Origin of the sequence: Legionella sp. (genome assembly GCF_049790535.1) — a bacterium.
GTDB lineage: Bacteria > Pseudomonadota > Gammaproteobacteria > Legionellales > Legionellaceae > Legionella.
In genome coordinates this window covers 24,335-34,899 of record NZ_JBAQZB010000129.1, presented here as the reverse complement: position 1 = coordinate 34,899, position 10,565 = coordinate 24,335, and the positions used below count along the sequence as shown (strand labels likewise).

Genomic DNA, 10,565 nt, shown 5'->3' with positions numbered 1-10,565 from the left:
ACTGTTTACTTTCAGCAAGCAATACCTCTGGGCAAATAATGATATCTCCTAAAAGTGGGTATTCTAATTGGATGTTTTTCGGTAATTCACTGGGGAAAGCTAACACATTTGTAGGCTTAGCCATTTTTCTATAGGCATGATTTAAATAAGTGATTTCTTTGGAATTAACAAAGCGAACAGTTAACTCAGCATTTTGGAGGTATGCTTTTAATACCAGAGAAGCTAAACGGGTGATTTCCTCCTCGTTCATAGCTAAAGGTTCATTTGTGGCGTTCTGAATATCTATGTAATGAGTCATAACCAATTATTTCTTTTTTGTTGAGTCATAGTTCATAACAATCAACAATTTTGGATACCAGAGGATGTCGTACTACTTCTCGACTAGTAAATGTATGTATACTTATCTCCGGTATTTTTTTTAATAATCCTATTGCGTGAGCTAGACCTGAATCAATACCGCGAGGAAGATCTACCTGGGTCATATCACCGGTGATAACCGTTTTAGAACCAAAGCCCATACGGGTTAAAAACATTTTCATTTGCATAATGGTAGTATTTTGCGCTTCATCAAGAATAATGAATGATTCATTTAAAGTGCGTCCACGCATAAATGCCAGGGGTAATATCTCGATAATGTCGCTTTGTATGAGTTTCTGGGTTTCTTTAAAACCAATCATCTCATACAAGGCATCATAAATGGGTCTTAAATAGGGTAATACTTTATCTACTAAATCACCAGGAAGAAAGCCTAACTTCTCACCAGCTTCCACGGCAGGTCTTACAAAAATCAGGCGTTGAACCTCACCTTTTTCGAAGCATTGCATCGCTTTAGAAACTGCAAGATAGGTTTTTCCTGTCCCTGCCGGGCCCACAGCAAATGTTATATCAAATCGATCGATAGCATTTAGAAAGGAGGCTTGTTTATCATTTCGTGCAGCGATTAATTTACGAGATAATTTTACATGATGGGTAATTACATTTTGGTCATCTGCGATCATGAATATAAAAAATTATGAGAATTTCGATATGTAAATATAGTACAGAAAGCCCATCTTTTGCAAGTATAAAACAAGGAACAAAAGTTATTTTTCAGCCATAATTGAGTTTGGCTTTAAATTTGTCAACTCTCAACAGATCTTAATATTTATGGTATCATTACTTTTTTTGCAGACGTAACATTCATGATTGATCTTCATTGCCATAGTTATTTTTCTGACGGAGGGTTAAGTCCCAAAGAGCTTGTGGAAAAAGCACAACAGTTGCAGATTCAATGTTTGTCGCTTACCGATCATGATACTCTGGCGGGTTATCCTGAATTGCTGCAAGCGGCAGCTTCTACAGCGCTTAAAATAGTTAATGGCATTGAGTTAAGCACTTGTTGGAAAAAACACGATATTCATATTCTTGGTTACCAAATGAATCCTACTGAAAACTTTCATGCATTGATCCAACGTCAGGTTCAAAGTCGTATTGAGCGTGCTAAACAAATTGGTGTTGCATTAGGTATATTGGGCGTTACTGATGCCTACAGTAAAGCATGTGTTTTAGCCGGACATGAGCGTGCTGCACGTCCTCATTTTGCTCAGGTTCTTGTCAATGAAGGTAAGGCAAGAGATCTTCAATTTGCCTTTAAACGTTATTTAGTTCGAGGCAGGTCTGCTTACATTCCTACTTCCTGGATTAGCATGCAAGAAGCTGTGGAGGGTATTGTGGCTGCTGGTGGCCAAGCTGTAATTGCTCACCCGTTGAAATACGGATTGACGCGCTCTAAATTGCATGAGTTAATAAATCAATTTAAAGAAGTTGGTGGCGCAGGTATCGAGGTGGTTTCCGGAGAGATGACTGTTGCTGAAATTAGTGAAATGGCAGCTACAAGTATGCGGTTTAATTTATTGGCCTCTTCAGGCTCTGATTTTCATAGTAATACCATGTCTCGTACAAATCTTGGATGTCAGAGACAACTACCAGTAAACTGCGTGCCTATTTGGCAGCAATGGAACATTTAACAGGGAGCTTTATGAGTCAGTTTTTTGCACTACATCCTGATAATCCGCAAGCCCGTTTATTGAGAAAGGCAGCTACTATTATTGAAGTCGGTGGACTAATTGTGTATCCAACCGATTCGGGCTATGCCTTGGGTTGTAGTTTAGGAAATAAAGCGGCACTTGAACGTATTCGCCGCTTAAGGCAATTAGATAAAAACCATAACATGACTTTAGTATGTCGGGATTTATCACAATTAGGTACTTATGCTCGTGTTTCTAATCCTATATTCAGATTATTAAAGGCGCTTACCCCAGGTTCATACACTTTTATTCTTAATGCAACGCATGAAGTTCCACGTTTAATGTTGCATCCTAAGAAAAAAACGTTAGGACTTCGCGTTCCCGATAACATGATTGCTCTGGCTTTGTTAGATACTCTGGAAGCTCCCTTAATGAGTAGTACACTCATTCTTCCTGGTGCAAAAGCACCTTTGAGCCAACCAGAAGCTATTAGAGATTTATTAGGCCATCAGGTTGATTTAGTAATTGATGGAGGTAATTGTGGGCAGGATGCTACTACTGTAGTTGATTTAACTGGGGACTATCCAGTAATTTTAAGAGAGGGTAAAGGTGATCCGGAACCTTTTCGATAATATTTTCGTTCAAGATCAGCCAAATAGGTTGTTCCTTGATTCGGAGTGTTTAGTTATGTGTTTTAAATAATTATTAAACAAAGAGGATATTGATGTCAGCATTATTTACTTCCAATAAACGAGTTGTTTCTGGAATGCGTGTCAGTGGAAGATTACACCTGGGTCATTATCATGGTGTTATAAAAAATTGGATAAAATTACAACATCAATATGATTGCTTCTTTTTTGCTGCTGATTGGCATGGACTAACTACTCAATATGCTGAAACAAAATTTATTGGAAATCATTTATGGGATATGATTATTGATTGGTTAGCTTGTGGTGTCAATCCTGGATTATCACGTATTTTTATTCAATCCTGGGTTCCTGAGCACGCGGAGTTGCATTTACTTCTATCGATGATTACGCCTTTAGGTTGGTTGGAACGTGTTCCAAGTTATAAAGATCAACAAGAAAAATTAAAAGAAAAAGATTTAGCAACTTATGGCTTCTTAGGTTATCCTTTATTACAAAGCGCAGATGTTTTGTTGTATCGTGCGGATTATGTTCCTGTAGGTGAAGATCAGGTGGCTCATATTGAGTTAATACGTGAAATCGCTCGTCGTTTTAATCATATTTATGGAAAAGAATCAAATTTTAATGAATTAGCTGCTGAAGCCATTAAAAAAATGGGCAAAAAGAACAGCAAGATTTATAAAGAATTGCGTCGTCAATTTCAAGAAGATGGAAACCATGAATCAATTAAGACAGCTCAAGCTCTTTTAGAAAATCAGCCGAATTTATCTATAGGTGATAAAGAGCGTTTATTAGGCTATTTGGAGGGTAGTGGCAAAATTATTTTATCTTTGCCTAACCACCTGCTTTCTACAACGTCTAAAATGCCAGGCACTGACGGACAAAAAATGTCTAAATCGTACCATAATACGATTATGTTACGCGATGAGCCTGCGCAAGTAGAAAAAAAAATATTAACTATGCCTACAGATCCAGCTCGTGTAAGACGCTGTGATCCAGGCGAGCCTGAAAAGTGTCCTGTTTGGCAATTTCATAAAATTTATTCCAATGATGAAGTAAAGAATTGGGTACAGAAAGGCTGCCGTTCTGCTGGAATTGGTTGTATTGATTGTAAGAGACCTGTTATTGATGCCATCAATAAAGAATTACAGCCTATCCAGGAATCGATTGCGGATTATGAAGAAGATTTAGGTTCAGTAAAACGAATTGTCTCTGAAGGTAGTGATGCCGCGCGTGAGGAAGCTTCAAAAACAATGAATGTGATTCGCGAAGTGATGGGAGTCGATTATTAATGCAGATTGAATCATCAAGTAGATCTGAAATAAAAGCAATCGTTGATGGTAAAGAGTTTACCCAGATTCCTGATGATTTATTTATTCCCCCTGATGCTTTAGAGATACTTCTGGATTCGTTCAGTGGTCCATTGGATTTGCTGTTATACCTTATTCGTAAACAAGATATTGATATTCTGGATATTCCTATTGTTAGTATTACGCAACAATATTTGCATTATATTCACTTAATGAAGTACCGAAAGTTAGAGTTGGCTGCAGACTACTTACTCATGGCCGCAATGCTGGCTGAAATAAAATCACGTTTGTTATTGCCTATTTCTCCTGCAAATGAAGAGGAAGAAGAAGATCCGCGTATGACTTTAGTAAGAAGATTACAAGCCTATGAACAGATAAAGCTGGCTACAGAATTATTAAATGCTCTTCCTAGACAAGAGAGAGACAATTTTTTAATTCAAATAATTGTACCTGAGATAGAAGTAACTAAAGTTAATCCTGAGGTTGCTTTAGCTGATTTAATTACGGCAATGAAATCCCTATTAAAAAGAGAAGAGCAGAATATCCACCATAAAATAGTTCGCGAAACCATATCAGTTCGTGAGCGCATGGTTGCTATCCTACACCAATTACAAGAAAATAAAGTATTGGATTTCAGAAAATTGTTTACTATGGAAGAAGGGCGTGGGGGATTGGTAGTTTCCTTGCTGGCTATACTTGAATTGGCACGACAATCTTTAGTAGTTATTACTCAAAATGAGACGTTTTCTACAATTTATTTACAGGCAGCTTAATAATGCATGAAAATGAATTAAAACAGATTATCGAGGCATTATTATTAGGCGCTGGAGAGCCCCTGTCTTTGGATAAGTTAGGGGCAGTTTTTGAAGAATGGCAAAGACCCTCTAAAGAGCAAATACATGCAATAATGGTGTTTTTAAAAGAAGATTATGCAACGCGATCTTTTGAGTTAATTGAAGTGGCTACTGGATTTACTATTCAGACGCGGAAAGAATATGGTGCCTGGATTGCTCGTTTACAGAGTGAAAAGCCTCCTAAGTATTCGCGAGCCTTACTTGAAACTTTGGCAATTATTGCTTATAAGCAACCAGTAACTCGTGCTGATATAGAAGAATTACGAGGAGTCACGGTAAACAGTCACATCATGAAAACTTTATTGGAAAGGGAATGGATTCGAATTGTGGGTTATAAGGATGTAGCTGGTAAACCAGCAGTGTATGCAACAACGAAAGAATTTTTAAATTATTTTAATCTGAAAAATTTAAAAGAGCTTCCCTCCTTACCTGAAGTTGTGGAAACATTGATCTTAAATAATCCCGAGGTCTGTTAATAATTTTTTAGCTTAAGTGACAACGAGTTAATTTTTCTAAGATAGAAATGTCCATCGACCCTAATAAAGAGTATATTATTGTATGAGTAGCGAAAGATTACAAAAAATTTTAAGTCAGGCTGGTCTTGGCTCACGACGTGAAATGGAGCGTTGGATTGAAAATGGCTGGGTGCGAGTTAATGGGAATCCAGTGAAGTTAGGCGATTTAGCAAGCGAGCAAGATAAGATCACGGTAAAAGGAAAATTAATTCCAAATCCACTTATGATAAAGCAAAATACGCGTATTTTGCTTTATCATAAACCTGTAGGTGAAATTTCAAGCCGTCATGATCCTAAATTTGAGAAAACTGTTTTTGACCATTTACCTTATTTAAAACACGGTCGTTGGATACAAGTAGGACGTTTGGATTTAAATACTTCTGGTTTACTGATTTTTACTAATAATGGTGAGTTAGCCAATCAACTTATGCACCCAAGATATGGTTTGGAACGTGAATATGCAGTTAGGGTACGCGGTCAGGTAAGCCAGGAAATTTTAAATAATTTACTCAAGGGCGTGGAATTGGAGGATGGACCAGCAAAATTTATTCGTTTAGTGTTCCGAGGTGGAGCGGGCGCAAATGCTTGGTATCATGTGACTCTTAATGAAGGACGTAATCGTGAAGTTCGACGCTTATGGGAGTCTCAGGGACTGGAGGTTAGTCGATTAATCCGGGTTCGTTATGGAATGCTTTCTATGCCTCGATATTTGATGCGAGGCCAAACCTATGAATTAACACCTAAAGAGGTTACCGACTTTCTTATTTCATTACCGGAAAGTTTAAAATAAATATAAGTCGTTTATTATGGGTTTTTAGCTCAATTTCGGCACGCCACACGAAAATATATTGTGAGCTTTATAAAAAATACTTGGTGGCTTTTTCTGCGAAGACCAGCCTTATATACTTGCTATATATGAAGTAAATACTATTGAATGGTTGATTGTATATTAAGTAGTGTAGGTATTTTTATCAAAAGGTTTAAGTGATTCCGCAATGTGTTTGTATAACTCAGGCAACCATCTTGGTTGAGCAAAGGTTGATGTAGATGGTTTTTTATTGCGTAAATCATTAGGCGCAATGATTACTTGAATATGATTTAATCCAACTCGCCGTGCTAAAATAAACAATTGATCAATAGCAAGATTGCCGATAGCCAGACAACCTACAGATAAATTTTTACCATGAATGAAAATATTGTTACCTAAATTCTTTCTACCATCCTGATAACCTTTTTGTCGGTCATAGTTATTAGGATAGTCAATCATCATCGATAAATGCATACTACTGAAAGGGTTAAAATTTACTAGTTTATAAATACCCTCAGGAATCTGTTTATCGTTTTCACGTAATTTAGGGCCCAGTTGCCCACTAAATCCTGTTAAAAAATAAGTATGAATGTGTTTCCATGCCTGATCTTGGTTTCTTGCCCAGAGTTCAACTTGCCGTTCTGATTTAAAAGCAAGTAAGGCAATGTCGCGTGGAGGATAACTCACTTTAGCTTTGTTAAAATAGGCCTTAAGTTTAGGTTCTACACGTAAACCATGTTGTTTTATTGCACGTTCAATAGCTTGATCCCAATTAAGCTTGTGGGTCATAGAATAGCTACTCAGACTTAAAAACATAATGATAAAGGTAGTAAACCGTTTCACATTCATACTAAAATAATAAATCATAACCATAGTATCAAATAATAGTCCTTAGAACAATTTAAATTCCCCAGGTTAAAGGCTAAAAAATGCCTGAGCTTCAATAAGTTAACTCTTATTTTTATTACGACTTGTTACCAACTTATTTCTTGAACCTAAATCTCGTAGTTTGTTCCAGCGAGTCGGTGTTAAATTTCCGACAACTCTATTATTTCATTTTTTTGCAGAAAAATGTAACTGCTGAGTAATAAAATCAGGGTTTACTGACAATTGTCCAATTGAGGCTATGAGTCCATAATAATTGGGGCAAAGGTACATGACCGAACCCTCAGGTGTCACCTTGTAAAATACGTATTTATAATTACAGTAATCAGGTTTATCCAAAAGAGCAACTTGCATCACAGGAGTACCTGCTTTTTTATTTTCAATGAAAAAAGCATTCAACCAAAGATTAGTGATGACTAAAAATATTCCTACAACAATAAATGCATTAATAAAACTGTTAAGATACTTAAAAATCAGGCTATCAATAGTTAAATGAGAGATCACTTGAATTAATGCAACTAATAGCACCAATAAGGTAAAAGAATAAATTCCTGCATTAGCATAATCAAAGTAACTACCAAAAATTTGGTTACCTGAAGATTGAAAGTGAATGAATATGGCAATAAGACTTAGCCAAAGAGAAGAAATCACATAATAAATAATCTTTCGGTGTATGCCAATAATTAATAGCATTAGAGCAATTAATGGAAAAAAATATTGGATAACTTTAGCCAGAGTATACATTAACCTAATCTCTCAAATGGAATTCGTTATTCAGAAATTTATACCACTTGGATATGAAGAGCTGGTTTTGGACGATTGATTATTTTCTCATTGCATTCAAAAAGATACGAAACAGCCGGTTCTATCTTTTTGAATGCAATGGACGAAAAAGTAATAGGCCAAATTTAGTACTCTCATCTCTTAAGAGGTATATATAGTTATATCAGCATTTTAAATTTATGGCTAGATGTTCGATGAGTAGCATTAGTCAATTGCAAGAGAATGCTTGGCAGTCTGAAAAATTGTTCTTTTCATTGGTCAGTGTTTATCCTGAGGCTTTGGAAGGGCCAAATGCACACGATTCATATACTTTTTTATTCATCATCATCCACACTAAATGATGAGCCACAACCACACGTAGTTTTTGCATTAGGGTTACGGATTACAAATTGCTCACCTTGTATACCTTGGATGTAATCAATTTCAGCATTATGAAGATAATGATAACTTATTGAATCTACGAGCAATTTTACAGAAGAAACTCCATCAGAACATTGTTGAATGATCACCGTATCGTCTTCATTAATTTCTTCATCAAAACTAAAGCCATATTGAAATCCATTGCAACCACCGCCTATGATGGATACACGTAAATTAAACTTAAAATTATTTTCTTCTTTAATTAACGTCAATACTTTGTCTGCAGCACTAACAGAAAAAAGTATGTCGCTGGAAGTAGGGGATATATCTATAGCAGCCATTTTAACTCCAGTTTTATCATTAGGTCTGTTGACAACACGCATAAGTTAGCGAATTATGTCACTTCTCAATAGGTTATGGCAATATCAAGCTACCTAGGTTCCGCAGCTAGTCCCTGAGAGCTAGGTATTACTTATTTGCTCTTTTTGTTTTATCTAATAATCTGTTCAATTGTAGCTCCGCCCAGGCACTGATTTTTATCATAAAAAACTATATACTGACCTGGAGTTACAGCCCTTTGCGGACTGGAAAATAGTACATAATGTTGTGTGTCATCAGCTGGGGAAATTATACACCCTTGTTCTATTTGCCTATATCGTGTTTTCGCGTAGCAAGTAAGCGGTAAATTATTTTTGCATTCAGCTAACCAATGTATTGGACCGCAAATGAGACCTTGTGCATAAAGCATGGGGTGTTGATTTCCTTGAGCTACATACAGCGTGTTGGTAGTTACTTCTTTATCAACCACATACCAAGGTTCCTCGTTGGAATTATGTGAACCACCAATACCTAAACCTTGTCGCTGTCCTAAAGTATAAAACATAAGTCCATCATGTTTTCCGACAATAGTCCCGTCCATATTCTTGATTTCACCTGGCTTAGCCAGAATAAATTCTTTTAAAAAACTTTTAAATCGCTTCTCACCAATAAAACAAATTCCTGTGGAATCTTTTTTAGCTTGAGTAACTAGACCTAATTGTCTAGCAAACTCCCTAATTTCAGATTTGGTGTACTCTCCAACAGGAAATAAAGTTTTTGCCAGGGCTTGAGGGGCAACTGCATGTAAAAAATAAGTTTGATCTTTTTCTCTGTCCTTTGCTTTAAACAAATGTCCCACTGTACCAACAATTTTATTTTTAGCATAATGGCCAGTGGCGATGTAATCTGCTCCAAGTTCTAAGGCATAATTAAGAAAAGTATTAAATTTTATTTCTTTATTACATAGGACATCAGGATTAGGTGTTCTACCCTGTTCATATTCACTTAAAAAATGTGTAAAAACGCGTTCCCAATAGTGCTCTGAAAAATTAACGCAATGCAGAGGAATATTTAATTGATTACATACCGCCTGAGCATCAGCAAGATCTTGGGTAGCCGGACAAAATTCATCAGTATCATCCTGCTCCCAATTTTTCATGAATAAGCCTTCAACTTCGTATCCTTGTTTCTGTAGCAACCAGGCTGCAACAGAGGAATCAACACCTCCAGACATTCCAATAATAATTTTAGCTTTCATAAAATTCGGATACCGCTTATATTTAAGGACTCGTAACGATTTACCTGCAAACTGTTCATTATCTCATAAAAACAAAAAAGATGCAGAAATTTATTTAGGATGTAGTAATAATGGTTTTTTTACAAGAAATGGTCAAACAGGGCCATCAAACAAAAATTGTAACAATCAAAGAGCGATTACCTAATTTTATAATCGCACCATGTACGCTTTATGTACACTATCAGGTGGATGTCAAAGAGGATTTTTATTTGGTTCGCCTTCATGTTAACGGGGAAGTTTCTCTCCAATGCCAACGATGTCTAGATAATTTTAATTATCTTTACGATAATAATACGGTTATTGCGGTTTGCCGCGATGAACAACGCGCGGAAGAACTATTGGAACATTATGAATGCGTTGTCTCTTCAAGCCTGCAAATCTGTTTGGAAGATTTGATCATTGATGAGTTACATCTTTACGCGCCGCAATTTCACCTGCAAATTACAGATTGTAGCCAGGATATTAATCAATTTTTAACCGAAAAAAATGATTCATATTGATATTTTATATCATTAATACTTGGATTGATGTTAAAATATCGGTAATATTCCCGCTTTATGAATGCAAATTGTTTAGGAGTAATACAATGGCTGTACAACAAAATAAGAAATCACGCTCCCGCCGTGATATGAGACGTTCTCATGATGCGTTAACAAAACCTACGCTATCTGTTGATTCAACTACTGGTGAAACTCATCGTCGTCATCACATGACTGAAGATGGTTACTATCGTGGTAAAAAAATTATCGATACTGACAACGTATACGAAGAACAAGAGTAAC

The 10,565-nt window shown here is 36.3% G+C and carries 14 protein-coding genes; 8 read left to right on the top strand and 6 right to left on the bottom strand.

Annotated features, from left to right (window positions below; translation table 11 throughout):
* A partial coding sequence (ybeY, locus tag WA877_RS08335) for an rRNA maturation RNase YbeY (protein WP_425170456.1) occupies positions 1-298 on the bottom strand: 298 nt, incomplete at its 3' end.
* Between the two features lie 25 nt (positions 299-323).
* Positions 324-998 (bottom strand): PhoH family protein, encoded by a 675-nt coding sequence (locus tag WA877_RS08330; RefSeq protein WP_425170455.1) that lies wholly within the window; start codon positions 996-998, stop codon positions 324-326.
* Positions 999-1,181: 183 nt separating this feature from the next.
* Here WA877_RS08330 and WA877_RS08325 point away from each other — a divergent pair, with 183 nt between their 5' ends.
* The 6 genes from WA877_RS08325 to WA877_RS08300 all read left to right on the top strand — a co-directional run bounded on the left by WA877_RS08325 (position 1,182) and on the right by WA877_RS08300 (position 6,122).
* On the top strand, positions 1,182-2,006 hold the full coding sequence (locus WA877_RS08325) for a PHP domain-containing protein (protein ID WP_425170454.1): 825 nt from the start codon (positions 1,182-1,184) through the stop codon (positions 2,004-2,006).
* An 11-nt stretch (positions 2,007-2,017) separates the two neighbouring features.
* Complete coding sequence (locus tag WA877_RS08320; protein ID WP_425170453.1) at positions 2,018-2,638, top strand: L-threonylcarbamoyladenylate synthase; 621 nt, start codon at positions 2,018-2,020, stop codon at positions 2,636-2,638.
* A gap of 92 nt (positions 2,639-2,730) precedes the next feature.
* The gene (locus WA877_RS08315) at positions 2,731-3,945 is read left to right on the top strand and encodes a tryptophan--tRNA ligase (protein ID WP_425170452.1); all 1,215 of its coding nucleotides are present in this window, start codon (positions 2,731-2,733) and stop codon (positions 3,943-3,945) included.
* Positions 3,945-4,736, top strand: coding sequence for a segregation and condensation protein A (locus WA877_RS08310; RefSeq protein WP_425170451.1), 792 nt, complete (start codon positions 3,945-3,947; stop codon positions 4,734-4,736). Before WA877_RS08315 ends, WA877_RS08310 begins: the two co-directional genes overlap by 1 nt.
* 2 nt (positions 4,737-4,738) lie before the next feature.
* Positions 4,739-5,293 (top strand): SMC-Scp complex subunit ScpB, encoded by a 555-nt coding sequence (gene scpB / locus WA877_RS08305; protein WP_425170450.1) that lies wholly within the window; start codon positions 4,739-4,741, stop codon positions 5,291-5,293.
* Between the two features lie 82 nt (positions 5,294-5,375).
* Positions 5,376-6,122: a pseudouridine synthase gene (locus WA877_RS08300; RefSeq protein ID WP_425170449.1), complete on the top strand. Its 747-nt coding sequence runs from the start codon at positions 5,376-5,378 to the stop codon at positions 6,120-6,122.
* Between the two features lie 159 nt (positions 6,123-6,281).
* Here WA877_RS08300 and WA877_RS08295 read toward each other — a convergent pair whose 3' ends face one another.
* The 4 genes from WA877_RS08295 to mnmA all read right to left on the bottom strand — a co-directional run bounded on the left by WA877_RS08295 (position 6,282) and on the right by mnmA (position 9,744).
* Positions 6,282-6,929 (bottom strand): L,D-transpeptidase family protein, encoded by a 648-nt coding sequence (locus WA877_RS08295; RefSeq protein WP_425170448.1) that lies wholly within the window; start codon positions 6,927-6,929, stop codon positions 6,282-6,284.
* Between the two features lie 264 nt (positions 6,930-7,193).
* Entirely contained in the window at positions 7,194-7,769 is a 576-nt protein-coding gene (locus WA877_RS08290) for a type I secretion system protein LssZ (RefSeq protein WP_425170447.1), read from the bottom strand.
* Positions 7,770-8,122: 353 nt separating this feature from the next.
* On the bottom strand, positions 8,123-8,509 hold the full coding sequence (erpA, locus tag WA877_RS08285; protein WP_425170446.1) for an iron-sulfur cluster insertion protein ErpA: 387 nt from the start codon (positions 8,507-8,509) through the stop codon (positions 8,123-8,125).
* Between the two features lie 149 nt (positions 8,510-8,658).
* A complete protein-coding gene (gene mnmA, locus WA877_RS08280; RefSeq protein ID WP_425170445.1) occupies positions 8,659-9,744 on the bottom strand; it encodes a tRNA 2-thiouridine(34) synthase MnmA in 1,086 nt (361 codons plus the stop codon).
* Between the two features lie 110 nt (positions 9,745-9,854).
* On the opposite strand from mnmA, the gene WA877_RS08275 reads away from it, so the two are divergent.
* Both WA877_RS08275 and rpmF read left to right on the top strand, forming a co-directional pair.
* Complete coding sequence (locus WA877_RS08275; RefSeq protein ID WP_425170444.1) at positions 9,855-10,283, top strand: YceD family protein; 429 nt, start codon at positions 9,855-9,857, stop codon at positions 10,281-10,283.
* 86 nt (positions 10,284-10,369) lie between these two features.
* Positions 10,370-10,564 carry a 50S ribosomal protein L32 gene (rpmF, locus tag WA877_RS08270; RefSeq protein ID WP_425170443.1) on the top strand — a complete coding sequence of 65 codons (195 nt, stop codon included), beginning with the start codon at positions 10,370-10,372 and terminating at the stop codon, positions 10,562-10,564.
* Position 10,565 lies beyond the last annotated feature (1 nt).